The organism is Pseudomonas sp. 14A, from assembly GCF_018132745.1.
GTDB classification, from domain to species: domain Bacteria; phylum Pseudomonadota; class Gammaproteobacteria; order Pseudomonadales; family Pseudomonadaceae; genus Aquipseudomonas; species Aquipseudomonas mercuritolerans.
This window is the reverse complement of record NZ_JAGRQJ010000018.1, coordinates 610,619-633,120: the sequence shown is the minus strand read 5'-3', so window position 1 is coordinate 633,120 and position 22,502 is coordinate 610,619. Positions and strand designations below refer to the sequence as shown.

Annotated in this window: 21 protein-coding genes; 11 read left to right on the top strand and 10 right to left on the bottom strand. The window is 60.5% G+C overall.

All coding sequences use genetic code 11. The annotated features are described in order from the left end of the window. Window positions 1-85 precede the first annotated feature (85 nt). Complete coding sequence (gene lpdA / locus PS14A_RS25470) at window positions 86-1,486, bottom strand: dihydrolipoyl dehydrogenase (RefSeq protein WP_137214469.1); 1,401 nt, start codon at window positions 1,484-1,486, stop codon at window positions 86-88. Between the two features lie 202 nt (window positions 1,487-1,688). Between lpdA and PS14A_RS25465 the strand changes: the two genes are divergently transcribed. From PS14A_RS25465 to cfaB, 5 genes are all read left to right on the top strand, one after another. Beyond that, window positions 1,689-3,650 (top strand): protease modulator HflK, encoded by a 1,962-nt coding sequence (locus PS14A_RS25465; protein ID WP_212617479.1) that lies wholly within the window; start codon window positions 1,689-1,691, stop codon window positions 3,648-3,650. Further along, window positions 3,647-4,687 carry a protease modulator HflC gene (locus PS14A_RS25460; protein ID WP_137214467.1) on the top strand — a complete coding sequence of 347 codons (1,041 nt, stop codon included), beginning with the start codon at window positions 3,647-3,649 and terminating at the stop codon, window positions 4,685-4,687. Before PS14A_RS25465 ends, PS14A_RS25460 begins: the two co-directional genes overlap by 4 nt. After that, window positions 4,684-5,733 carry a protease modulator HflK gene (locus PS14A_RS25455; RefSeq protein ID WP_212617478.1) on the top strand — a complete coding sequence of 350 codons (1,050 nt, stop codon included), beginning with the start codon at window positions 4,684-4,686 and terminating at the stop codon, window positions 5,731-5,733. The genes PS14A_RS25460 and PS14A_RS25455 overlap by 4 nt, the downstream gene beginning before the upstream one ends. After that, complete coding sequence (locus PS14A_RS25450; RefSeq protein WP_212617477.1) at window positions 5,730-7,640, top strand: cation-translocating P-type ATPase; 1,911 nt, start codon at window positions 5,730-5,732, stop codon at window positions 7,638-7,640. Before PS14A_RS25455 ends, PS14A_RS25450 begins: the two co-directional genes overlap by 4 nt. A gap of 177 nt (window positions 7,641-7,817) precedes the next feature. Next, window positions 7,818-9,005 carry a C17 cyclopropane fatty acid synthase CfaB gene (gene cfaB, locus PS14A_RS25445; protein ID WP_212617476.1) on the top strand — a complete coding sequence of 396 codons (1,188 nt, stop codon included), beginning with the start codon at window positions 7,818-7,820 and terminating at the stop codon, window positions 9,003-9,005. Between the two features lie 10 nt (window positions 9,006-9,015). Here the strand turns inward: cfaB and cls are convergent, their stop codons facing one another. Continuing rightward, window positions 9,016-10,455 (bottom strand): cardiolipin synthase, encoded by a 1,440-nt coding sequence (cls, locus tag PS14A_RS25440; RefSeq protein WP_137214463.1) that lies wholly within the window; start codon window positions 10,453-10,455, stop codon window positions 9,016-9,018. 131 nt (window positions 10,456-10,586) lie between these two features. Here cls and PS14A_RS25435 point away from each other — a divergent pair, with 131 nt between their 5' ends. Next, a complete protein-coding gene (locus PS14A_RS25435) occupies window positions 10,587-11,105 on the top strand; it encodes a DUF3617 domain-containing protein (protein ID WP_016772436.1) in 519 nt (172 codons plus the stop codon). Window positions 11,106-11,189: 84 nt separating this feature from the next. Here the strand turns inward: PS14A_RS25435 and PS14A_RS25430 are convergent, their stop codons facing one another. The 5 genes from PS14A_RS25430 to PS14A_RS25410 all read right to left on the bottom strand — a co-directional run bounded on the left by PS14A_RS25430 (window position 11,190) and on the right by PS14A_RS25410 (window position 14,968). Then, window positions 11,190-12,065 carry a metal ABC transporter substrate-binding protein gene (locus PS14A_RS25430; protein ID WP_212617475.1) on the bottom strand — a complete coding sequence of 292 codons (876 nt, stop codon included), beginning with the start codon at window positions 12,063-12,065 and terminating at the stop codon, window positions 11,190-11,192. Window positions 12,066-12,076: 11 nt separating this feature from the next. Then, on the bottom strand, window positions 12,077-12,946 hold the full coding sequence (locus PS14A_RS25425) for a metal ABC transporter permease (protein ID WP_071171361.1): 870 nt from the start codon (window positions 12,944-12,946) through the stop codon (window positions 12,077-12,079). Beyond that, window positions 12,946-13,614 (bottom strand): ATP-binding cassette domain-containing protein, encoded by a 669-nt coding sequence (locus PS14A_RS25420; RefSeq protein WP_212617474.1) that lies wholly within the window; start codon window positions 13,612-13,614, stop codon window positions 12,946-12,948. Before PS14A_RS25420 ends, PS14A_RS25425 begins: the two co-directional genes overlap by 1 nt. After that, a complete protein-coding gene (gene folE2, locus PS14A_RS25415; protein ID WP_212617473.1) occupies window positions 13,611-14,507 on the bottom strand; it encodes a GTP cyclohydrolase FolE2 in 897 nt (298 codons plus the stop codon). The genes PS14A_RS25420 and folE2 overlap by 4 nt, the downstream gene beginning before the upstream one ends. 83 nt (window positions 14,508-14,590) lie before the next feature. Continuing rightward, complete coding sequence (locus PS14A_RS25410; RefSeq protein WP_212617472.1) at window positions 14,591-14,968, bottom strand: glutamine synthetase; 378 nt, start codon at window positions 14,966-14,968, stop codon at window positions 14,591-14,593. Between the two features lie 207 nt (window positions 14,969-15,175). On the opposite strand from PS14A_RS25410, the gene zigA reads away from it, so the two are divergent. Beyond that, window positions 15,176-16,381 carry a zinc metallochaperone GTPase ZigA gene (gene zigA / locus PS14A_RS25405; RefSeq protein ID WP_212617471.1) on the top strand — a complete coding sequence of 402 codons (1,206 nt, stop codon included), beginning with the start codon at window positions 15,176-15,178 and terminating at the stop codon, window positions 16,379-16,381. After that, window positions 16,381-17,031 carry a DUF1826 domain-containing protein gene (locus tag PS14A_RS25400; RefSeq protein ID WP_212617470.1) on the top strand — a complete coding sequence of 217 codons (651 nt, stop codon included), beginning with the start codon at window positions 16,381-16,383 and terminating at the stop codon, window positions 17,029-17,031. The genes zigA and PS14A_RS25400 overlap by 1 nt, the downstream gene beginning before the upstream one ends. A gap of 4 nt (window positions 17,032-17,035) precedes the next feature. Here PS14A_RS25400 and PS14A_RS25395 read toward each other — a convergent pair whose 3' ends face one another. Then, window positions 17,036-17,392: an NADH:ubiquinone oxidoreductase gene (locus PS14A_RS25395; protein ID WP_212617469.1), complete on the bottom strand. Its 357-nt coding sequence runs from the start codon at window positions 17,390-17,392 to the stop codon at window positions 17,036-17,038. A gap of 41 nt (window positions 17,393-17,433) precedes the next feature. Here PS14A_RS25395 and PS14A_RS25390 point away from each other — a divergent pair, with 41 nt between their 5' ends. Continuing rightward, a complete protein-coding gene (locus PS14A_RS25390) occupies window positions 17,434-18,405 on the top strand; it encodes a CobW family GTP-binding protein (protein ID WP_212617468.1) in 972 nt (323 codons plus the stop codon). 67 nt (window positions 18,406-18,472) lie between these two features. On the opposite strand, the gene PS14A_RS25385 is transcribed toward PS14A_RS25390, so the two are convergent. Then, window positions 18,473-18,886, bottom strand: coding sequence for a DUF3301 domain-containing protein (locus PS14A_RS25385; RefSeq protein ID WP_038861179.1), 414 nt, complete (start codon window positions 18,884-18,886; stop codon window positions 18,473-18,475). A 117-nt stretch (window positions 18,887-19,003) separates the two neighbouring features. Here PS14A_RS25385 and pdxY point away from each other — a divergent pair, with 117 nt between their 5' ends. Then, window positions 19,004-19,876 (top strand): pyridoxal kinase PdxY, encoded by an 873-nt coding sequence (pdxY, locus tag PS14A_RS25380; RefSeq protein WP_042608042.1) that lies wholly within the window; start codon window positions 19,004-19,006, stop codon window positions 19,874-19,876. 101 nt (window positions 19,877-19,977) lie between these two features. Here pdxY and PS14A_RS25375 read toward each other — a convergent pair whose 3' ends face one another. After that, entirely contained in the window at window positions 19,978-20,460 is a 483-nt protein-coding gene (locus PS14A_RS25375; RefSeq protein WP_016772447.1) for an acyl-CoA thioesterase, read from the bottom strand. A 278-nt stretch (window positions 20,461-20,738) separates the two neighbouring features. Here PS14A_RS25375 and PS14A_RS25370 point away from each other — a divergent pair, with 278 nt between their 5' ends. Then, window positions 20,739-22,502: a cation:proton antiporter gene (locus tag PS14A_RS25370; protein ID WP_212617467.1), complete on the top strand. Its 1,764-nt coding sequence runs from the start codon at window positions 20,739-20,741 to the stop codon at window positions 22,500-22,502.

Here is a 22,502-nt window from a genome sequence, read left to right as displayed (position 1 = left end):
CCGGGTGGCGCCATTCGCGAGCAGGGGGGAACGCATTCCAAAGTGGGAGCGAGCCTGCTCGCGAAGACGGCGGCAAGGTTTGAACCTACATCTGCGTCGCCATCCCTTCGACATTCATCGCCGCCTGACGCAACGCTTCCGAACGCGTCGGGTGCGGATGGCAGGTCAGGGCAATGTCCTCGGCCGAGGCGCTGAACTCCATCGCCACACAGAATTCGCCGATCATCTCGCTCACGCTCGGCCCGACCAGGTGCACGCCGAGTACTTCGTCCGTGCGCTCGTCGGCGAGGACTTTGGCAAAGCCTTCTGTTTCGTGATTGATCTTCGCCCGGCTGTTGGCGGTGAAGGGAAACTTGCCGACCTTGTAGGCACGGCCCTCGGCCTTGAGCTGTTCTTCGGTCTGGCCGACGCTGGCCAGCTCCGGCTGGGTGTAGATGACGTTGGGGATCAGCGCGTAATTGACCTCGCCGGCCTTGCCGTGGATCTGCTCGACGCAGGCCATGGCCTCGTCTTCTGCCTTGTGCGCGAGCATCGGCCCGGACGTGACGTCGCCGATCACCCAGACCCCGGCGGCTTCGGTGCGATGCTGTTTGTTGGCGAGCATGCCGCGTTTGTCGGTACTCAGGCCGACGTTCTCCAGCCCCAAGCCCTGGGTGTACGGCCGGCGCCCGATGGCTACCAACACATAGTCGGCTTCGATCAGCTCAGCCGTGCCACCGGCGGCAGGCTCGACGCTAAGCTGCACGCCTGTGGCGGAGCTGGTGGCACTGGTGACCTTCGAGCTCAGTTTGAAGGCGATGCCTTGCTTGCTCAGCGCGCGCTGCAAGGTCTTGCCGGCCTCGCCATCGACGCCGGGGCAGATACGATCAAGGTATTCGACCACGGTGACCTGCGCGCCGAGTCGCCGCCACACCGAACCCAGCTCCAGGCCGATCACCCCGGCACCAATGACCACCAGATGTTTGGGTACTTCACTCAATGACAGCGCGCCGGTGGAATCGAGGATGCGCTGGTTGTCGATCTCGACGCCGGGCAGGGGAGTGGGCTCGGAACCGGTGGCGATGATGATGTCCTTGGCGCTGAGCTCGCTCTTGTTGCCTTGAGCGTCGGTCACCGTCACTTTGCCCGGGCCGTCGATGTGACCCCAACCCTTGATCCAGTCGACCTTGTTCTTGCGAAACAGAAACTCGATGCCCTTGGTCAGGCCGGCGACGCTTTCGTCCTTCTGCTTCATCATCTGCGCAAGGTTCAGCTTCGGTTCGACCTCGATGCCGAGATTGGCGAACTCCTTACCCACCGCAGCGGCGTACAGCTCTGAGGCGTGCAACAAGGCCTTGGACGGCATGCAACCAACGTTCAGGCAGGTGCCGCCGAGGGTCGCACGTCCTTCGACGCAAGCGGCCTTGAGCCCGAGCTGGCCCGCGCGGATCGCTGCGTTATAACCGCCGGGGCCGCCGCCCAGAATCACCACGTCATAGTTGCTCATGCGCTTGCTCCAGATTGCTCTATGGGGGATAGCCAAGATTAGTCGCGATAAAAATTACGTGCGTAATATGAGCGTTGTCAGACATTTCGGTCAAGGCTTCAGGCAAGCGACAGCTGCGGCGACTTTGAATAAAGGCAATTGTGTACGAATATTTCACAGTCTCTGTTATATCGTAACGCTAAGACTATTTCGCCGGGGTGTTATGCAAGTCGATCTTGAGTTGGACGTCACGCCAGTCACCGGGCTGCCGCGCTTTCAGCAGGCAGCCGCGCAGTCACGCAAATTGCGTCGGTTGGCGTATGGACTCGGCGCAGTGGCCGCGTCGGGCTGGGTGCTGGCGTTTTTCGTCGGCCTGTTTGTGCCGCAGTCCCTGTGGTTGCCGTTGTTGGTCAATCAGGGCGCAGCGTTGCTGGTGCTGGTCGCCGGTCTGCAATCGGCGTGGTGGGTGACGCAGTGGCGCGCGCGGGTGATGCATGCGCCAGCTTCGCAACCGACCGTTGTGGAGGAGGGCGCTGCAGCCGAGGGCTGGTACGAAAGGCTGCTGGAGCGCTTGAGTCAGCAGAGCCGCCATCTGCTGGGGCACATCGGCGCGCCGACGTTGTGGCTCGGCGGCTGGGCGTTGCTGGTTCTGCTTGGTATTGAGCAGGTGTGGAATCTCACGTTGCCTGCGGCGGCCTTGGGACTTTCGGCAAGCATCGGTGCGGCATTGGCGTTGTTGCTGGCGTTTGCCCTGCTGGTGCTGGAGCGGCACCTGGCGCAGGAACCGCCGGCGCAATGGCCGGAAGCGGCTACGCTGGCGCAACTGACCCGGGTGGTGATCATCACCCTGTTGATCGGTGCGCTGTGTCTATTGTTTGTCAGCGAAAGCGCAGTCTGGCCGGTACGCGTGGCGGTGCTGAGCGCAGTCCTGCCAACGTTGGTTGCCGGCGAACTGTTGTTGCGCGCGTTACTGTCTGTCTTCAGCCCGCGGCGTGAGCAACTGGAACCGACCCTGCTGGCGCGCAGTTTTATCGCCGATATGCTGCGCTGGCCGCCGCAGCCGTGGCTGGCGTTGCAGCATGAAATGCACAATCGGTTCGGCATCGATCTGCGCCAGATCTGGGCGTTCAGTTACATGCGCCGGGCTTTGTTACCCGTGTTGGCAGTGGTGGCACTGAGCGGTTGGCTGCTGACCGGCGTAAATGAAATTTCCCTGCAAGGTCGCGGCATCTACGAGCGCTTCGGTAAACCGGAAACGGTTTTCGGCCCAGGTTTGCACGTCGGATTACCTTGGCCGTTGGGGCGTGTGCTGAGCGTTGAGAACGGCGTAGTCCACGAACTGGCAACCAGCGTCGGCGATAAGCCAGTCGCTGTGCAGTCCGATTCCGCTGAAGGCCCGGCGCCGCTGACCGCCAACCGTTTGTGGGACGCCAGCCACGTCAACGACAAATCCCAGGTCATCGCCAGCCGCCGCGGCGCGCAACAGGGCCTGCAAATCGTCAACATGGACGTGCGCTTCGTTTATCGCATCGGTTTGAACGACGAAGCGGCACTTGCCGCGACCTACAACAGCGCTGATGTACCGACGCTGATTCGCAGCACCGCCAGCCGCATCCTGGTTCACGATTTTGCCTCGCGCACCCTCGACGGTCTGCTCGGCGATGACAGGGCAGGGCTGGCTGAGGAAATCGGTCGCGCAGTGCAAAATGATCTGAACAGATTGAACAGTGGCGTGGAAATCCTCGCCACAGTTGTCGAAGCGATTCATCCACCGGCCGGCGCGGCGAATGCCTATCACAGTGTGCAAGCGGCGCAGATCGGCGCGCAGGCGTTGATCGCTCGCGAACGCGGGGCGGCTGCGCAGGCCAGTAATGAAGCGCAGTTGCAGGCGAGCACGGCGCGCGACCGGGCAACGGCAAACGCACGGGAGATCAATGCCGCCGCGCAAGCCGCCGACCTGAAATTCAGCGCCGAACAGAAAGCCTTCGCCAGTGCCGGCCAAGCCTTCGTGCTGGAGCAATATCTCAGCCAGCTCAGTCAGGGCTTGAGTAAGGCCAGGTTGCTGGTGCTCGACCATCGACTCGGCGGCAGTGCGCATGCGCCAACCATCGATCTGCGAACTTTTACGTTGCCGGCTGATCCGTCGCCCGCCCGTACCACCGCTCAACCAGGAGCCACCCATTGAGCCAGTCGCCTGTTCATGACGTTCACGACCACAGCGGCCACGATCACGGCCACGGCGGGCATCACCATCATGGTCATCATCACCATCACGGCGATCCGCAAGAGGCCGGGCCATTTCCATGGCGGCGTATGGGCTGGGCTGCGTTGCTGGTGGCATTTGCCATTGCCGCCGCGAGTCTGGTGCAAGTGCGCTCCGGTGAAGCCACGGTCATCACCCGTTTCGGAAATCCGTCGCGGGTCTTGCTTGATCCCGGTTTGAGCTGGCGCTGGCCGGCACCGTTCGAAGCGGCAATCCCGGTGGACCTGCGTCTACGTACCACCTCAAGTGGTTTGCAGGACGTCGGCACCAAGGACGGTTTGCGCATCATCGTTCAGGCCTACGTCGCGTGGCAGGTGCAGGGTGATCCTGAACACGTGCAGCGTTTCATGCGTGCCGTGCAGAATCAGCCGGACGAAGCGGCGCGGCAGATTCGCACTTTTGTCGGCTCGGCACTGGAGACCACGGCCAGCAGTTTCGACCTGGCCAATCTGGTCAACACTGATGCCAAACAAGTGCGCATCGCTGGTTTTGAAGCGCAGTTGCGTCAGCAGATCGATCAACAGTTGCTTGCTACTTATGGCGTGCGCGTGGTGCAGGTCGGTATCGAGCGGCTGACTTTGCCCTCGGTCACGCTCAGCGCCACGGTCGACCGCATGCGCGCCGAGCGTGAAACCATTGCTACCGAACGCACGGCTGTTGGCAAACGCGAGGCGGCGCAAATCCGCTCCGCCGCCGAGCGCGATGCGCGGATCGTCCAGGCCGATGCGACGGTGAGAGCCGCCGATATCGAAGCACAGTCACGGGTCGAGGCTGCGCAGATTTATGGTCGCGCCTACGCCAGTTCGCCGCAGCTGTACAACCTGCTGCGCTCGCTCGATACCCTCGGCACCATCGTCACGCCGGAAACCAAACTGATTCTGCGCACCGATGCCGCGCCGTTCCGCGTGCTCGTCGATGGCCCGCCGAACCTCGACAGCAAGTCCGGATCGCAGCCATGAATAAAGAAGTTCCACGTGGAACACATGCGTTGAACAGTCCGTGGATTCAGGCGGGACGTCTTACATTCATCTCTCTGTATGCGATCACCGTGTTGGCGGCGCTGGCATGGGCGTTCTCCAATGTGCGGCAGATCGATCCACAGAACCGCGCCGTGGTGCTGCACTTCGGCGCGCTGGATCGCGTTCAGAGTGCTGGACTGTTATGGGCTTGGCCGCAACCTTTTGAGCAGGTAGTTCTATTGCCGGCGGCGGACCGGGTGATCGAGCGTCGGGTGGAAAATCTGTTGCGCAGCGATGAAGCGCTAAAGGCTGATCGGGTGGCGTCTTTCGCCACTCCGTTGAGCGATGCACTCGCCGGATCTGGTTATTTATTGACCGGTGACGCCGGTGTAGTGCAACTGGACGTGCGAGTGTTTTACCAAGTCTCCGATCCCTACGAATTCGTGTTGCAAGGCGAGCATGTGCTGCCGGCACTCGATCGGCTAGTGACGCGCAGCGCCGTGGCCCTGACCGCCGCGCGAGATCTCGACACCATTCTGGTCGCTCGCCCGGAATTGATCGGCGCCGACAATCGGGCGGCCGAGCGCCGTGAGCGATTGCGCGGTGATCTGGTGCAAGGCATCAACGCGCGTCTCGCTGAACTGAAGGCGAGCGGGCAGGGCATCGGCATCGAGGTGTCGCGGGTGGATGTGCAATCAAGTCTGCCGGAGCCGGCGGTCAGTGCCTTCAACGCGGTTCTGACCGCCAGTCAGCAAGCCGATAAGGCGGTGGCCAATGCGCGTACCGAGGCGGAAAAACTCACTCAAGCTGCCAACGAACAGGCTGACCGCACCCTGCAAGTGGCTCACGCGCAGGCAGGCGAGCGTCTTGCAAAAGCCTCGGCCGATACCGCAACCGTCACGAGTCTGGCCAAGTCTGCCGACCCGCAAATGCTCCTGCGTCTGTATCGCGAACGCCTGCCGAAAATTCTCGGTCAGGCCGGGTCGGTCACCACCGTCAACCCGAAGGACGATTCCCGGTTGATCATCCAAGGAGCCACTCAATGATGGCGAACACCGCTGCTCCAGGTTTGTTGTCCTCGGCCGAACAACGCCGTGCCGCGCGCCAGTTGACCCTGGCGATGCTTGCGCTCGGACTGCTGGGTCTGGGCTTGCTCTGGCGCTGGATACTTCCGGAGCAAACCGGCGTCAGCCAATTGCTGCTCGGTTTCGCCTCGTTGCTGGTGGCGGTCCCGGTGATGCGTTCGGCGTGGTACAGCCTGCGTTATCCGAGCCTGCACGGCATCACCGATCAGTTGATCGCGCTGGCCATGCTCGGTGCGTGGGCGACCGGCGATCTGCTCACCGCCGCGTTGTTGCCTATCATCATGATCTTCGGCCATGTGCTCGAGGAGCGCAGCGTGATCGGCTCCCAGGAAGCGATCAATGCGCTTGGCCAGTTGACCCGCAGCCATGCGCGCAAGCTGCAAGCAGACGGTTCGATCATCGAAGTGGACAACGGCACGCTCAGCGCTGGCGATGTTGTCGAGGTGCGGGCCGGTGATCGGGTGCCGGCGGACGGTCGGGTATTGTCCGGCCAGGCGAGTCTCGATACGGCGTCGATTACCGGTGAGTCGGTACCGGTGGAAGCGGGCGTCGGCATGCTGGTGTTCGGCGGCGCGATCAACCTCGATGGATTGCTGCGCGTCGAAGTCACCCGCACCGGCGGCGAATCCACCTTGGGCAAAGTCATCGCCCTGATGCAAAACGCCGAGCGCTCGAAACCGCCGATCACGCGATTGCTCGAACGCTATGCCGGCAGCTACATGGTGCTGGTCTTGTTGCTGGCGGCGGTAACCTGGTTCGTCACCCATGATGCGCAAGCAATGCTCGCGGTATTGGTGGCGGCGTGTCCGTGTGCGCTGGTGCTGTCGGCGCCGGCCACGGCGATTGCCGGTGTCGCCGTCGCCGCGCGTCACGGGATTCTGATTCGCAGCTCGGCGTTCCTCGAAGAACTCGCCGATCTGACCTCGCTGGTGGTCGACAAGACCGGCACGCTGACGTACGGCACCTTGCGTTTGCAGTCGATCGACAGCCTGAATGCGGAAACCGCCGAAGTGCAGACACTGGCCGCCAGTCTTGGCGCGGCAAGCAGTCATCCGGTGAGCCGGGCACTCGCTGGGCTGGTTGATCAGGAAGCGTATTGGCCTCTGACCAACATCCATGAGCGCCAAGGCCTGGGCGTAGTGGCGACGACAGAGAAGGGCGAAGCTGCGCTCGGTCGTCCAGAGTTGTTCACGCAACTGGGTATCACAACAACCCTTGTTCCTGAACATGATGGCCCGATTGCCGGCCTGGCTTTGAACGGTGAATTCCTCGCCTGGCTGCTGCTGGCAGACAGCATCAAACCGGAAGCGCGCTTCGCCTTGAACGAATTGCGAGAACTGGGGCTGGGACGCCAACTCCTGTTGACCGGTGATCGTCAGAGCGTTGCTCTAACCCTGGCGCAGGAAGTCGGGCTGAACGAAGTCCAAGCGCAAGCGCTCCCGGAGGACAAACTTAATCGCGTGCTCAAGGAAATCGACCACGGCTTCCGCCCGATGGTGGTAGGCGACGGCATCAACGATTCGCTCGCGCTCAAGGCCGGCGTGGTCGGCGTGGCGATGGGCGCTGGCGGCGCCGACATTGCCCTGGCGTCGGCGGACATCGTGTTGATCGGCAGCGATCTGCGTCGCCTCGGTACCTGCGTGCGCTTGAGTCGTCAGTGTCGGCGTACTTTGCAGGTCAACGTGATTATCGGCCTTGGCTGGACGCTGGCGATCGTGGTCTTCGCGGCTTTCGGTTGGCTTGGCGCCGCCGGGGCGATGATTGCAGCGCTGCTGCATAACCTGAGTACCTTGTTGGTATTGGGCAACGCCGGACGTTTGCTGCGCTTTCAGGAGCCATTGCTCAGGCTCGACGCTCACGCTAAATGAAAGAAAATTCATCGAACCGCCGAGTGCGCAGGCAGTCATCTATCGTAAGGCGCGTCGTCTGTGGCGTTCAGCCGATGTGCCGATCACGATAGACAAGGCCGATCGAATCGATAGCCTGCTATTTTTCCAGGTTGGTCTACCCTCAGATCAGACGTCTGAAACAAGGGGGGATTTTCCATGCTCGCGCAACTTCCACCGGCCTTGCAGAACCTGCAGCTACCGCTTCGCCTGCGACTCTGGGACGGCCACGAGTTCAATCTGGGGCCGACGCCCAGCGTCACCATCGTGGTCAAGGACCCGCAGATGGTCACTCAGTTCACCCACCCAAGCCTGGATGCGCTGGGTGCGGCATTCGTCGAAGGCAAGCTGGAGCTTGAGGGCTCGATCAGCGAAGTCATCCGGGTCTGCGATGAGTTGAGCAGTGCGCTGCTCGACGAGGACGAAGGCAGTCAGCCGGTGCGTGCGCATCACGACAAGGACACCGACGCCAAAGCCATTTCCTACCACTACGACCTGTCGAACGCGTTCTACCAGCTCTGGCTGGACAGCGACATGGTGTATTCCTGCGCGTATTTCGAAACCGGCAGCGAGACCCTCGAACAGGCGCAGCAAGCCAAATTCCGCCATCTGTGCCGCAAGCTGCGCTTGCAGCCGGGCGAATATCTGCTGGACGTCGGTTGTGGTTGGGGTGGTCTGGCGCGGTTTGCAGCACGAGAGTTCGGCGTGAAGGTGTTCGGCATCACCCTCAGCAAGGAACAGTTGGTGCTGGCGCAGGAGCGGGTCAAGGCCGAAGCTCTGGAAGATCAGGTCGAATTGCAATTGCTCGACTATCGCGATCTGCCGCAGGACGGCCGCTTCGACAAGGTTGTCAGCGTCGGCATGTTCGAACACGTTGGTCATGCCAATCTCGCCGAGTATTGCGCAATGCTGTTTGGCGCGGTGAAGGAGGGCGGCCTGGTGATGAACCACGGCATCACCGCCAAACACACCGATGGCCGCCCGGTTGGACGAGGCGCTGGCGACTTCATAGAAAAATACGTGTTCCCCAACGGCGAGCTACCGCATCTGGCGATGATCTCAGCCGAGATCAGTGAAGCCGGGTTGGAAATCGTCGATGTCGAAAGCTTGCGCCTGCACTACGCGCGCACGCTCGATCACTGGAGTGAGCGACTGGAGGATAACCTCGAAACTGCGGCGAAACTGGTGCCTGAGCAAGCACTGCGTATCTGGCGTCTGTATCTGGCCGGTTGCGCGTATGCCTTTGCGCGGGGCTGGATCAATTTGCATCAGATCCTCGCCGTGAAAGCGCATCCGGATGGCAGCCACGAACTGCCCTGGACCCGCGACGACATCTACCACCCCTGAAACGGGGCGCTCAGAGTATCGGCGAAATCAGCCGGGCGATCCGCATGCCGACCTGTTGCAGGCGGTGGATCTCCCGGCTTTCTTCTTTGGCCACTTCATCGGCCAGGGCGAAATCGTCATTGAGCATGTGTTCCACAGCGGCAGCGAACTCGCTGTCGACGGTCAGTAACATCACTTCGAAATTCAGGCGGAACGAGCGATTGTCCAGATTGGCGCTGCCGATGGCGCTGATTTCGCTGTCGATCAACACCACTTTCTGATGCAGAAAACCCGGTCGATAGCGGAACACCCGCACGCCGGCACGCACCGCCTCGAAGGCATACAGGCTGGACGCTGCGTAGACGATGCGATGATCAGGCCGTGACGGCAACAGCAGGCGCACATCAACACCACGCAAAACTGCCAGCCTCAATGCCGCGAACACTGCTTCGTCCGGGACGAAGTAAGGGCTGGTAATCCATACGCGTTGCGTTGCTGCGTGAATGGCTTCGACGAAAAACAGCGAGCAGGTTTCGTAGGCATCCGCCGGGCCGCTGGCGAGCAATTGGCAAAGCACGCCATCCTCCGGGTATGTATCCGGAAGGATCAACGGCGGCAAAGTACGAGCAGCCCAGAACCAATCTTCGGCGAACGATTCCTGCATGCAGGCCACCACCGGCCCGCGGACTTTGACGTGGGTGTCACGCCACGGCGCCAATGGTGGCTTCTCACCCATGTATTCATCGCCGACGTTATGCCCGCCGACAAACCCGACCACGCCATCGACCACGACGATTTTACGGTGGTTACGGAAGTTGACCTGAAAGCGGTTGAGCCAGCCGCTGCGTGTGGCAAAGGCTTTGACCTCGACGCCGGCATCACGCAGCGCTTGCACGTAATGATGGGGCAGGGCATGGCTGCCGATACGGTCGTAGAGCAAATGGATGGATACGCCTTCAGCGGCTTTCTGCAAAAGCAAATCACGCAAGCGCTGGCCGAGCCGATCGTCGTGAATGATGAAGAATTGGATCAGCACGGCTTCCTTCGCTTGTTCGATCGCCTGAAAAATCGCATCGAAAGTCGCGGTGCCGTTCACCAGCAGTTGCACCTCGTTGTTCGCCAGGCACGGCATGCGCCCCAGTTTCGGCATTGCGCGCAGTGAGGCGTAGGCACTCGACGCGCGAGCGGCCAAGGCTTCTTCCACCCACGGGCGCCAGTTCAATTCGGAAATGGCCAGGCGCATCTGCTCGTTGGCCTGGCGCCGCGCCTTGATGTAGCCATCGAAGGTGCTGCGACCAAATACCAGATATGGAATAAGCGTGAGGTAGGGAATGAAGATCAGCGACAATGCCCAAGCGATCGAGCCTTGCGCGGTGCGTACGGTGAGCACCGCATGGATTGCAGCGATCGAACCGAGTGTGTGCAAAAGGGCGATCAGGTAACCGAAAATGTGCGGTCCGAAAAAATCCATGGGGCAGCCTTGCTCCGCGAGATGCAATGCTTAACAGACCATGTTCTGCCGCGAATGTCTCTATTTAATCGGTGCATGAACCGACGCAATCGGCCGGCGTCTAACGGCCACAACTGATCAGGAGTTTCTCGATGAACGTTCGTCTGCTGGGTTTGGCGCTGGGCCTGGGTTTGGCATTGCCGGTAGTTGCGCAGGCGCAGATGCTGCAGCCGGGGTTGTGGGAAATGTCTTCGAGCAATCTGAAGGTCGATGATCAGGCCATGGATGTGCAATCGATCCTTGGCCAGATTCAAGGCCAGATCACCCCGCAGCAGCGCGCGGCGCTGGAGAAGAACGGCATCAACATCGGCGGCAAAGGCATCCGCGCTTGCCTGACGCCGCAGCAGGTGGCGACCAACGACATCCCGTTGGCCGACCCGCAATCGGGCTGCAAGCAGCAGATCACCGAGCGCACCGGCAACCAGTGGAAATTCCGCTTCAGCTGCCCGAAAGCCCAGGGCACAGGCGTGGCGACGTTCCTCAGTGACCGCGAATTCACCACCGTTGCCAATGGCACCTTCAACGCCATCGGCATCAACCAGAAGGGCAGCCTGGAAACCCGTGCCGTGTGGCTGGGTCAGGATTGCGGCACGGTAAAACCCCGCGCTTGAAACCTTCGCAGCGCTCCCACAGTTGAAACGCATTCAAACTGTGGGAGCGAGCCTGCTCGCGAAAGATCGGAAGTTCGCCTCAAGTCATGGCTGACGCAGCGCCTTGTACAGCGTATTGAGGTTGTATTCGAACAGCCCAGTAAAGGTGCTCGCCGGTCCGCTCGCCGCCAGTGCATCCGAGTACAGCGTGCCGCCAATGTGCGCGCCGCTTTCATCCGCGATCTGCTTGAGCAGGCGCGCGTCCTTGATGTTTTCCATGAACACCGCTTTGACCTTGGCCTGGCGAATCTGCGTGATCAGCGCAGCCACTTCGGCGGCAGAGGGTTCGCGTTCGGTGGACAAACCCTGTGGCGCGATAAAGTCGATGCCATAGGCCTGACCCAGATAGCCAAAGGCATCGTGGCTGGTGACGATCTTGCGATTGCCCGGCGGCAGCGCGCCGAGTTTGTTTTTGGCTTCGGCGAGCAGGGCATAGATCTGCTTGAGGTAGGTCTGGCTGTTGCGCTCGTAGTCAGCCTTGTTGGCCGGGTCGGCGGCGATCAGCGCCTTGGTGATGTTGGCGACGTACAACTCAGCGTTCGCCAGATTGTGCCAGGCGTGTGGATCCGGAACGGTTTCGCCATCTTCATCGAGCGAACGTGGAATCACCCCGCGACTGGCACTGATCACCGTTGCCTTGCTGTCGGTGCTGGTCACCAGGCGATCCAGCCAAGGTTCGAAACCGAGGCCGTTCTTGATGATCACTTTGGCTTTGAGCAGCGCCTTGGCATCGTCAGGGGTCGGCTCGTAGGTGTGCGCATCGGCATCCGCGCCGACCATGTTGGTGATCTGCACATGCTCGCCGCCGACCTGATGAACCATGTCGGCAAGGATGCTGAAGCTGGTGACCACCGGCAGTTTTTCGGCGGCCGACAATGACATCGACAGCATCAGGCTGAACAGCACGAGTAGAGCGCGCATCGGGAAACACCTCATTGGGATGTGAGCAAAGGCGGGCGGCGCAGCAAACCGTGAACCGGTCCCAACACCACCGACAGCAGATAGCCGACCCCCGCGACCAGCACGATGGCCGGGCCGCTGGGCAGCGAGTAGTAGAACGACAGCAGCAAGCCGAGCCACACAGACACGCAGCCCATGACGGCGGCGACGGCAATCAGTATTGGCAGACGGCGACTCCAGAATCTCGACGCGGCAGCCGGAAGCATCATCAGCCCGACTACCATCAGTGCGCCGATGGCCTGAAAGCCGATCACCAGATTCAGCACGACCAGAGTCAGGAACACCCCATGAGCCAGCGGCCCGAGGCGACTGACCGTGCGCAAGAACAGCGGGTCGAGTGTGTCCAACAGCAGGGGTTTGTAGATCGCGGCCATGGCCATGAGGCTGATGGCCGAGACCCAAAGCATGCCGGTCAGTGTTGGCCCGTCTACGGCCAACGCTGAGCCGAACAGCAAATGCAAAAGGTCGAGGCGTTTGCCGGCAATACCGAGAATCAGCACGCCGCTGGCGAGTGAAATCGGATAGATCGCGGCGAGACTGGCGTCCTCGCGCAAACCCGTACGCCGGGTTATCCAGGCTGCAAGTCCGGCCATGCTCAGACCGGCTCCCAAGCCACCGAGGGTGAGTGCGGGAAGACTCAAACCGGCAAACCAGAATCCCAATGCAGCGCCCGGAAGGATGCCGTGGGCGACGGCGTCACCGATCAAGCTCATACGTCTGAGAATCAGAAAAACACCCAAGGGCGCCGTGCTGCACGCCAGCACCAAGCCACCGAGCAGGGCGCGGCGCATGAACACAAATTCGCTGAACGGCTGCCAGAAATGGCTGACAGTGGCGAGCATCAGGCGACCTGCATGTGCGGTGTCGGCTGGATCAGTTCTTTGCTGGTTCCGTACACGCAGTGGCCGTTTTTGATCAGCAGGGTATTCGGAATGTGTTGGCGGACAGCCGCCAGGTCGTGGCAGACCACGACCAGTGTCCGGCCCTCGGCATGCCAGTGGTGAATGTGTTGCCAGAGCAATTGCTGGCCGAGTTCGTCGAGTGCAGCGTGCGGTTCATCGAGCAACAGCACCGGGGCGTCAGCGAGGCTCAGTCGCGCGAGCAGGGCACGTTGTAGCTCACCGCCGGACAGGGCCATCAACGGACGCTGTTCGAGTCCAGTCAAATGCCAGTCTTCCAATGCGTTTTTCAGTCGCTGCGTGCGCAGTTGTGTCGAGAGTCTACGGCCCCAGAAACCTGCGGCGATGAGCTCTTCGAGGCTGATTGGAAACTGCCGATCCAAGTGCTGCTGTTGCGGCAGAAAGGAAATGCCGCTTTGGCGTGGAACAGCCATTTCCACCTTGCCGGCCAAGGGCCTCTGCAAACCGGCGATGGCTTTCAGCAGACTGCTTTTGCCGCAGCCATTAGCCCCAATGATGGCGGTCAGGCTGGCGCTCTCGAACTCAAGACTCAGGGGCGTCGTCAGCGGTTGGCCGGGAGCGCCCCAGACCAAGGATTGGCAGCGGATCATTGTTTCTCCCGTCGCCAGCTGCTTTCGGCGACGGCGTCATGGGCATGCAGGCTTTCGGCGTGGATCACGCGAATGTGGAATTGGTTGATGCCGGGCGTGCGCTGCAGTGCCAGATTGAGGCGGCGGGCGGCGTCTTCGCAGAACATCAGGTTCTGCCCATTGGCGAGAGCGAATGCTTGCTCGTCGGGTCGCTTTACTGCGGTCTGCACGGCGGTGCCGAGGGCTGCTTCAGCGTCATCGATGATCGCGGTCAGCGGTATCTTGTCGATGAAATTGTCGAGATGCAGGTGCAGTTGCGCATAGCTGCGCTGGCTGTGCGGTGTCGCTACGATCCCTTTGGTTGAGCCAAGCCATGCCAAAACATCGGCATGTTGCAGAGATTTGTTGGCGAAATCATCGACGAACTGCTGCTGGATCAATTGCCTTGCCAAGGCTGCGGAGCACGGGCATGTCGAGGAATAAGGCACCTCGACTTTTAGTTCCACGTGGAACATTTGCTGTTTCAGGCTTGCTGAGATGGTTGCCGGATAGGATTTCCAGCCTGCCAAGGGGCTGACCAACGCGGGTCGTTTCAGCAACAAGTCGGTGTGAATACTCAGATACGCGCAGGCGGATAGACCTTGATGGCTAGTCAAAAAACACTTGAGTACCTGATGCAGCAAAGCGGGAGAAAGACTCCGCTGTTCGAGCGCTTCGAGTGCCAGATACAAGCGCGACATGTGAATACCACGCGCTTCACCATCATCGAGACTCACGCCAGCGTCGACTCTGGCGCTGAGGCGATGGCTTTCGAGCACAACGGGTAGGGCAATCCCACGCATGCCTACCCAATCGAGTGGCAGTGCCAAGCGTGCAGATTGGGCGGCGATATCCGGGAGAGTAAGAGCATTCATGGTTGAGACCGTCGTATTGATCTCTATTTACGTTACATTATAACAATCCATTCAGCGATGCTTTTTTCATGAAAAGGTTTTCACTAGCAGCCCGTCATCCGGCTGCAAGTGAACCTTGCGCTGCTACCGCCCGAGCTGGAGAAGCGGTTGATGGTTGTCCAGCCGACACGACGGGTGTAGCCAACCCAAGCCTCGCCATCGGAGGCGATGCCGGTAAAAAAGGTCAATTGGCCGAAGCGGCTATTGGTCTGTGCCCAATAGCGATGGCCATCCTTCTCGAATCCGCGCAGGTAAAGCGTGGTGCCGACCGTATTGACGCTATAGGCATTGCCGTCGGCGTCCACGCAAGCCAGCAGGTTAGCGCTGCGTGTGCAGTGCGCTGGCCCCGGCATATGCGCTTGGGCTTGGCCGGCCAGCGACATAGCAAAGCTCAAAAGCAGGTGCTTCAACCCATTGTTCATTGAGAATTTCCACGATCGGTGGTGCAGCAATTTGCGAAATCTCCTCTGCCGGACTGGCAAAATCAAGTTGTTATACTATAACATAAATCGCAACCAGCCTGAGCTGCCGATCACAATCGTATGCCTTCTTTGACCCGGTTAAATGAAGCGCAACACGCCAAGCGCACCTCAAAGCGCAAATCGGCTGCCGTTTATGAGGATTATCCAATGTCAGCCAAATTGCCCGTCACCGTACTTTCAGGATTTCTCGGTGCCGGAAAAAGTACGCTTTTGAATTACGTACTACGTAACCGAGACGGCTTGCGCGTTGCGGTGATCGTCAACGATATGAGCGAGATCAACATCGATGGCAGTGAAGTCCAGCGCGATGTCAGCCTGAACCGCGCGGAAGAAAAGCTCATTGAGATGAGCAACGGCTGCATTTGCTGTACGTTACGCGAAGACCTGCTTGAAGAAGTCAGCAAACTCGCCCGCGAGGATCGTTTTGATTACCTGCTGATCGAATCCACCGGCATTTCCGAACCGCTTCCGGTCGCTGAAACCTTCACCTTCCGCGATGATCAGGGGCAAAGCCTCGCCGACATTGCTCGCCTCGATACCATGGTCACCGTGGTCGACGGTGTGAATTTCCTGCTCGATTACCAGGCTGCCGAAAGCCTTGCCTCTCGCGGCGAAATCCTCGGTGAAGAAGACGAGCGCTCCATCACCGATCTGTTGATCGAGCAGATCGAGTTCGCCGACGTCCTGCTGATCAGCAAAATCGACCTGATCAGCCAGCACGAGCGTGAAGAACTCACCGCCATCCTCAAGCGCCTCAATGCCCAGGCTGAAATCATTCCAATGGTGATGGGCGAAATCCCCCTGGAGAAAATCCTCAACACCGGTCGTTTCGATTTCGATCAGGCCGCACAAGCGCCCGGATGGCTACAGGAATTGCGCGGTGAGCACGTCCCGGAGACACAGGAATACGGCATCGCCTCGACGGCCTACCGCGCGCGCCGGCCATTTCACCCGCAACGCTTCTTCAGCTTCATCGATCGGCCTTGGCTGAACGGCAAGCTGCTGCGCTCCAAAGGCTTCTTCTGGCTCGCCAGCAAACCCACCGATGCCGGTAGCTGGTCCCAGGCCGGTGGCTTGATGCGTCACGGATTCGCCGGTCGCTGGTGGCGTTTCGTGCCAAAGAATCAATGGCCCGAAGATCAGGAAAGCGCCCAGGCGATCATGGGAAACTGGATTCCAAGCGTAGGAGATTGCCGCCAGGAGCTGGTTTTCATCGGTCAGAACATAGATTTCCTACAGCTCTCCGCCGCACTCGATGCCTGTCTGCTGACCGACGAAGAAATGGCCATGGGTGTAGAAGGCTGGCGTTCGCTGCCTGATCCATTCGGCCCTTGGCGCGAAGAGGCCGCCTGATGCTCGCACTCAAGGATCAGCCGCTTCTTACCCGTCATCAGCACCAGGGCGTGACCCCGGAAACGTTGACGCGCATCCTCGAAGACCAGACCAATCTGGCCGTCTGGCAACGTCAGCTGCCCGTGCACATTGCCGATTTTGCGCAATTGGTGCTGTCGCTCAACGAGCCCTTGGCCGAGTCGCTGTGTCTGGAATTGCCCGACGAAGATGCCGAACCGGATCTCGCCGGTCTGGCTGCAGGGCTGCGTGATCTGCAGGGTTTCGAAGGTTTCATGAGCGATCTCAAATGGCTGATCAGTGCCTTCGCCTGCCTGCTCGGTGCGCGGCGTATCGGCGTGCGTTTGCGTGTGCTGGACAAGGCCATGTGTCCGCGCTTCCACGTCGATCACGTGCCGGTGCGCTTGATCACAACTTACGCTGGCATCGGCAGCCAATGGCTTGAGGAGGGCGCGATGGATCGCCTGCAACTTGGCCAGGCCAATGCCGAACCGCAAGGTGCAGCGTCGATTCGCCAGCTCAACAGCGGCGACGTCGCGTTGCTCAAAGGCGAAAAATGGCACGGCAATGAAGGCTTCGGCCTGATCCATCGTTCGCCGCAACCGGCACCCGGTGAACGCCGTCTGCTGCTGACCCTCGACTGGCTCGGCTGACACATCAGGGCTTGCGCCAGACGCCCTGGCTCTGGCCTTCGCAATACGGCTTGAGATACGCCGCATCAGTGGCCACGCCGTAATAGTGGATATCCTGGCGATAGGGCATATTGGCGACTTGCGCGTTGCTGCACACGCCGAAAGCGCCGCTCGGGCACTGGTCGACGTATTGCACCTCGACCTTCTGCCCGGCCAGCGTCGGTTGGCAGAAGCCGTCATTGAACAATTTTTGCGGAATCGTCCGGTTCTGCTGACAGACTTTGACGTCGAGCCGTTCGCCCTGTGTGTGCACCACGCAGGCCTGGGCCCACGCTTCACTCGACAGCAGCGCCAACAGCAACGACCATCCCGACCAGCGCATCTTCGATCTCCTCAATAACAGTCCGCAGAAAAGTGCCCACCATGTTGCAGAACATTCCGACCCACGTCATCGCTGGCCCGTTGGGCGCCGGCAAGACCAGCCTGATTCGCCAGTTGCTGGCGCAGCGGCCGGCGCAGGAGCGCTGGGCGGTGCTGATCAACGAGTTCGGCCAGATCGGTCTGGACGCTGCACTGCTGACGAATGACGCCGATGGTATCGCACTGGGTGAGGTGGCCGGGGGCTGCCTGTGTTGCGTCAATGGTGCGCCATTCCAGATCGGCCTCGGCCGCCTGCTGCGCAAGGCCGGACCGGATCGACTGTTTATCGAGCCATCCGGGCTGGGCCATCCGGTGCAGTTGCTCAAGCAATTGAACGAAGCGCCGTGGCTGGGCGTGCTGGCGGTTCAGCCATGTGTGCTGGTTCTGGACGCTCAGGCATTGCACGCGGGTAGAACCCTGCCGGACGCTCAGCAGCAAGCGTTGGCCAGCGCGGGTTTGCTGTTGTTGAACAAGGCCGAAGATCTCGATGAAGCGGTTCGAGAGAAAATCGCCAGCCAGTTGCCGCCCGTCAGGCTGATCTGGACGCAGCAAGCGCAACTGCCTCTGAGCGAGCTTCCGGGGCTGAAAGCAAAAGCAAAAGCGAACGAAGGCGCGGGGCATCTGCCGCTGCCCACTGGATTGGCACAGCTGCCAGCGGTCTGGAGCGATCCGGCCGCCCCGATCTGCCTGAGCCAGTTACAGGAGGGTGGGTGGAGCATCGGTTGGCGCTGGCATCCGGGGCAGGTATTTGATCAAGGACGCATCGCCGATTGGCTGAGCGGTATGAACTGGAAGCGCGCGAAACTGGTTATCCACAGCGCGAATGGCTGGATGTCGGCCAATGCACTGGAGAATGCCGAGCTGGACTGGCAGGTAAGTGAATGGCGAAAAGATTCGCGGATCGAGCTGATTTTCAGTGGTCTTGAGGAAGTTGAAGTGCTTCAGGCGGGGCTCGCTGCCTGCCGAAAGCTTTAGAAGCAAAAGATCGCAGCCTTCGGCAGCTCCTACAGGACGTGGATGTACGCGCCGGTGTGGTGGCGTTTCAAGGCTTCCACTTGGTATGTTCCTGCCGCCACTGGCTCAGCTCGATGACTTCCGCGCGAGGCTTGTGCACTTCGACCACCGGCGGCGTGTCGTCGAACGGCGCCGGGTAGGGTGCCAGCTCAATCTGCGCACTGTGCGCGCCGAACTGGGTGACGGTGCCGTTGTGGCGGCTTTCGCCAGTCACGGTGAACTCGAAGTTGTAGACCCGCGCCAGTCGTCGGCGACCGTTGGCATCCCTGATCAGACCGATCTTTTTCAGCGCGACGTTACCGTCCAGCAGCTCCACGCCGACGTTGGTGCAATGCTGTTTGACCCGCTCCAGCGCGCGCTCGCGCAAGCCGTGGTTGTGCCATAGCCAGGCGCCAGCGGCGGCGAACAGCATCAGCACGAAGATGTTTTCCAGGGTCAGCATCGACATCGAACTCCAAATGATGGCGTCAGCTTAACTGTCTCGCCGGTCTGTCGTACAGGCTGTGTTTCGTCGCATACTGCGCGGCTTGAATTTCAATCGTTTTACGGAATGACCCGAATGAAACGTACGCCTCATCTGCTCGCCATCCAGTCCCACGTGGTGTTTGGCCACGCCGGCAACAGCGCTGCGGTTTTTCCGATGCAGCGCGTCGGGGTCAATGTCTGGCCGCTCAACACCGTGCAGTTCTCCAACCACACCCAGTATGGTCAGTGGGCCGGTGAAGTGCTGGCGCCGCAGCAGATTCCCGAGCTGATCGAAGGCATCGCCGCGATTGGCGAGCTGGGCAACTGCGACGCGGTGCTGTCCGGCTACCTCGGCAGCGCCGCGCAGGGACGGGCGATTCTCAGCGGTGTGGCGCGGATCAAAGCGGTCAATCCGAAGATGCTGTATCTGTGTGATCCGGTGATGGGCCATCCGGAGAAGGGTTGCAGCGTGCCCACCGAGGTCAGCGATTTCCTCCTTGATGAGGCCGCGGCCGTGGCGGACATCATGTGCCCGAACCAGTTGGAGCTGGACAGTTTTTCCGGGCGCAAGCCGCAGTCGTTGTTCGATTGCCTGGCGATGGCACGGGCGCTGCTGGCGCGCGGACCGAAAGCGGTACTGGTCAAGCATCTGGATTATCCGGGCAAACCGGCGGATGGCTTCGAAATGTTGTTGGTGACCGCCGAGGGCAGCTGGCATTTGCGCCGTCCACTGCTGGCGTTTCCGCGCCAGCCGGTGGGCGTGGGCGATCTGACATCCGGCCTGTTCCTGGCGCGAGTGCTGCTGGGCGACAGCCTACTGGCAGCGTTCGAATTCACCGCAGCGGCAGTGCATGAGGTGTTGCTGGAAACCCAGGCGTGCGCCAGTTACGAGCTGCAACTGGTGCGGGCGCAGGATCGCATTGCGCATCCGCGGGTGAAGTTCGAGGCTACAGCGATCAGTCTCTGAGACCGGGTCGTCTTTATTCGCGAGCAGGCTCGCTCCCACAGGAAGAATGCATTCCAGATGTGGGAGCGAGCCTGCTCGCGAAAGCAATCAATCAAGGCTGATCAGGCGTCGCCCTTGATCTCCTGATAACGCTTCTCCAACTCCTGGCGAATCTGCCGACGCTGCTGCGCCTGCATGAAGCGGCGCTTGTCTTCGCTGTTCTGCGGTTGCAGCGGCGGCACGGCGGCCGGTTTGCGCTGATCATCCACCGCGACCATGGTGAAGAAACAGCTGTTGGTGTGGCGCACCGAGCGTTCGCGGATGTTTTCGGTGACCACTTTGATGCCAACTTCCATCGACGTGTTGCCGGTGTAGTTGACCGAGGCCAGGAACGTCACCAGTTCGCCGACATGAATCGGCTCACGGAAAATCACCTGATCCACCGACAGGGTTACCACGTAGCGCCCGGCATAACGGCTGGCGCAGGCGTAGGCCACTTCGTCGAGGTATTTGAGCAGGGTACCGCCGTGGACATTGCCAGAGAAGTTGGCCATGTCGGGGGTCATCAGTACCGTCATCGACAGCTGGGCGTTTCCGGGTTCCATAACGTTCTCACGGATCAAGGCTGATTTCAGGAAGCGCCTCTGCGGGCACCTGGTGGCTTTTCGAAAAGCACCGTTATCGGGACGCCGCGCGGGGGGCCGCCGTCACGCCGGTAGCGATCTGTTTCCATATATTGCACCGGCTTCCAGAGCGAAGTCGCGGTGTTAACCTGCAAAAGCCCTGCCCAAGGGCAATTCCTACATTAAAAGCGGATTTTTACCCTGCTCGCGCAGACCTTTTGACGTCTGTCCGCGCGCCTTGTCATCAAGGAGCCCACGCCATGCATGCCATCAGTTTTATTCAGGATCTGGCAGTGATCATGCTGGTCGCAGGCGTGGTGACCGTACTGTTTCATCGTTTCAAGCAGCCGGTGGTGCTCGGCTACATCGTCGCCGGCTTCATCATCGGCCCGCATACGCCGCCGTTCGGCCTGATTCACGACGAAGAAACCATCAAGACCCTGGCCGAACTCGGGGTGATCTTCCTGATGTTCTGCCTTGGCCTGGAGTTCAGCCTGCGCAAGCTGTTCAAGGTCGGGGCGACGGCGTTCATTGCCGCGTTTCTCGAAATCACCCTGATGATCTGGATCGGTTACGAAATCGGTCGCTGGTTCGACTGGAACACCATGGATTCGTTGTTCCTCGGCGCGATTCTGGCGATCTCCTCAACCACCATCATCGTCAAAGCGCTGAATGACCTGAAGATGAAGAACGAGCGCTTTGCGCAGTTGATCTTCGGTGTGCTGATTGTCGAGGACATCCTTGGCATCGGCATCATCGCGCTGCTGTCGAGCATCGCCGTCAGCGGCACGGTGAGCTCGGGGGAAGTGTTTTCCACGGTCGGCAAGCTGTCGCTGTTCATGATCGTCGCGCTGGTCATCGGCATTCTGTTGGTGCCGCGTCTGCTGGCTTATGTGGCGAAATTCGAAAGCAACGAGATGCTGCTGATCACCGTACTCGGCCTGTGTTTCGGCTTCTGCCTGCTGGTGGTCAAGCTTGAATACAGCATGGTGCTCGGCGCTTTCCTGATCGGCGCGATCATGGCCGAGTCGCGGCAATTGTTGAAAATCGAACGGCTGGTCGAGCCGGTTCGCGACCTGTTCAGTGCGATCTTTTTTGTCGCCATCGGGCTGATGCTCGACCCGCTGATTCTCATTGAATACGCCTGGCCGATCGCGGTGATCACCGTCGCCGTGGTGCTGGGCAAGATGTTGTCCTGCGGCCTCGGTGCGTTTATCGCTGGCAACGACGGACGGACCTCACTGCGGGTCGGCATGGGTCTGTCACAGATCGGCGAATTTTCCTTCATCATCGCCGCGCTGGGCATGACCTTGCAGGTGACCAGCAACTTCCTCTATCCGGTCGCTGTAGCCGTGTCGGTGATCACCACACTGCTGACACCGTATCTGATCCGCGCGGCGGATCCGCTTTCGATCAAGCTCTCGGCAGTCGTGCCCAAGCGTCTCGGGCGTGTGCTGGGCATGTATGGCGAATGGTTGCGCAGCATCCAGCCGCAGGGCGAGGGCGCGCTACTGGCGTCGATGATCCGGCGGATCCTCTTGCAGGTCGGGATCAATCTGGCGCTGGTGATCGCGATCTTCTTCGCCGGCGCATACTTCGCCGAGCGCATGTCGTTGTGGTTGCAGGACTGGATCAGCGATCCGAGCTGGCAGAAGGCATTGATCTGGGGCGGGGCGCTGCTGGTCTCGCTACCGTTCCTGATCGCGGCTTATCGCAAGCTCAAGGCGCTGTCTATGCTGCTGGCGGAAATGGGCGTCAAGCCGGAGATGGCCGGGCGTCACACGCAGCGAGTGCGCCGGGTGATCGCCGAAGTGATCCCGATTCTCTCGCTGCTGGTGATTTTCCTGCTGTTGGCAGCCTTGTCGGCCAGTATCCTGCCGACCAACAAGCTGCTGGTGCTGATCGCCGTCGTGGCGGCCGCCGTAGCGGCGCTGCTCTGGCGCTGGTTCATCCGCGTGCATACGCGGATGCAGGTGGCCTTGCTGGAAACCCTCGACAACCACAAGGAGTCGTCGGGGCATTGA

Bases quoted from the DNA above. Each gene is read 5' to 3' on its own strand.
- PS14A_RS25420 (WP_212617474.1), bottom strand. From the start codon at position 13,614: ATGATCCGCTGCCAATCCTTGGTCTGGGGCGCTCCCGGCCAACCGCTG.
- cls (WP_137214463.1), bottom strand. From the start codon at position 10,455: ATGGATTTTTTCGGACCGCACATTTTCGGTTACCTGATCGCCCTTTTG.
- PS14A_RS25450 (WP_212617477.1), top strand. From the start codon at position 5,730: ATGATGGCGAACACCGCTGCTCCAGGTTTGTTGTCCTCGGCCGAACAA.
- PS14A_RS25455 (WP_212617478.1), top strand. From the start codon at position 4,684: ATGAATAAAGAAGTTCCACGTGGAACACATGCGTTGAACAGTCCGTGG.
- PS14A_RS25410 (WP_212617472.1), bottom strand. From the start codon at position 14,968: ATGAACAATGGGTTGAAGCACCTGCTTTTGAGCTTTGCTATGTCGCTG.
- PS14A_RS25435 (WP_016772436.1), top strand. From the start codon at position 10,587: ATGAACGTTCGTCTGCTGGGTTTGGCGCTGGGCCTGGGTTTGGCATTG.
- PS14A_RS25375 (WP_016772447.1), bottom strand. From the start codon at position 20,460: ATGGAACCCGGAAACGCCCAGCTGTCGATGACGGTACTGATGACCCCC.
- cfaB (WP_212617476.1), top strand. From the start codon at position 7,818: ATGCTCGCGCAACTTCCACCGGCCTTGCAGAACCTGCAGCTACCGCTT.
- PS14A_RS25390 (WP_212617468.1), top strand. From the start codon at position 17,434: ATGTTGCAGAACATTCCGACCCACGTCATCGCTGGCCCGTTGGGCGCC.
- PS14A_RS25425 (WP_071171361.1), bottom strand. From the start codon at position 12,946: ATGCTCGCCACTGTCAGCCATTTCTGGCAGCCGTTCAGCGAATTTGTG.
- PS14A_RS25465 (WP_212617479.1), top strand. From the start codon at position 1,689: ATGCAAGTCGATCTTGAGTTGGACGTCACGCCAGTCACCGGGCTGCCG.
- PS14A_RS25370 (WP_212617467.1), top strand. From the start codon at position 20,739: ATGCATGCCATCAGTTTTATTCAGGATCTGGCAGTGATCATGCTGGTC.
- PS14A_RS25400 (WP_212617470.1), top strand. From the start codon at position 16,381: ATGCTCGCACTCAAGGATCAGCCGCTTCTTACCCGTCATCAGCACCAG.
- folE2 (WP_212617473.1), bottom strand. From the start codon at position 14,507: ATGAATGCTCTTACTCTCCCGGATATCGCCGCCCAATCTGCACGCTTG.
- zigA (WP_212617471.1), top strand. From the start codon at position 15,176: ATGTCAGCCAAATTGCCCGTCACCGTACTTTCAGGATTTCTCGGTGCC.
- PS14A_RS25430 (WP_212617475.1), bottom strand. From the start codon at position 12,065: ATGCGCGCTCTACTCGTGCTGTTCAGCCTGATGCTGTCGATGTCATTG.
- PS14A_RS25385 (WP_038861179.1), bottom strand. From the start codon at position 18,886: ATGCTGACCCTGGAAAACATCTTCGTGCTGATGCTGTTCGCCGCCGCT.
- PS14A_RS25395 (WP_212617469.1), bottom strand. From the start codon at position 17,392: ATGCGCTGGTCGGGATGGTCGTTGCTGTTGGCGCTGCTGTCGAGTGAA.
- lpdA (WP_137214469.1), bottom strand. From the start codon at position 1,486: ATGAGCAACTATGACGTGGTGATTCTGGGCGGCGGCCCCGGCGGTTAT.
- pdxY (WP_042608042.1), top strand. From the start codon at position 19,004: ATGAAACGTACGCCTCATCTGCTCGCCATCCAGTCCCACGTGGTGTTT.